Genomic DNA, 454 nt, shown 5'->3' with positions numbered 1-454 from the left:
ACTGCCGAGCGCGTGGATCCGGCCGTCCTGCAGGCCGTGATGCGCACGCAAAAGCCCGCGATGACGGGGGATCGGGAAAAGGGGTATATTCTGTCGATCCCGTTGCTGCAGCGCAATCGGCTCTTGGGAATCGTGCATCTAGAGACATGCGCGGCGGAGATCTGCGCGCCGTCGGGCGTCGCGCTGATCGAGCGCATCGGCGCGGTGGCCAGTATCGCGCTCGACACCGCACACCGGCACGCGGAACTGATGGAGGAGGATGCGCGCCGATCGCAGACCGAAAATGCGTTGCGGGCCGCGCGGGCCGAATTGGCGCAGACGTCGCATCTTTCGCTGATGGGTGGGCTTGCCGCATCGATTGCTCATGAGATTGGCCAACCGCTTGCTTCGATCGTTTCGCATGCGGGCGCGAGCATCCGATGGTTGCGGCGGTCGGAGCCCAATATTCCGGAAG

1 protein-coding gene is annotated in these 454 nt (G+C 64.5%); it reads left to right on the top strand.

The genetic code is table 11. The features are described 5' to 3' along the window. Positions 1–454: hypothetical protein (locus AACY52_RS31105; protein WP_370468088.1), on the top strand; the 454-nt coding region annotated here is incomplete at both ends.

Origin of the sequence: Pseudomonas sp. EA_65y_Pfl1_P113 (assembly GCF_963970525.1) — a bacterium.
In the GTDB taxonomy this organism is placed as follows: Bacteria; Pseudomonadota; Gammaproteobacteria; order Pseudomonadales; family Pseudomonadaceae; genus Aquipseudomonas; species Aquipseudomonas tritici.
This window is presented reverse-complemented; position numbering and strand designations above follow the sequence as displayed.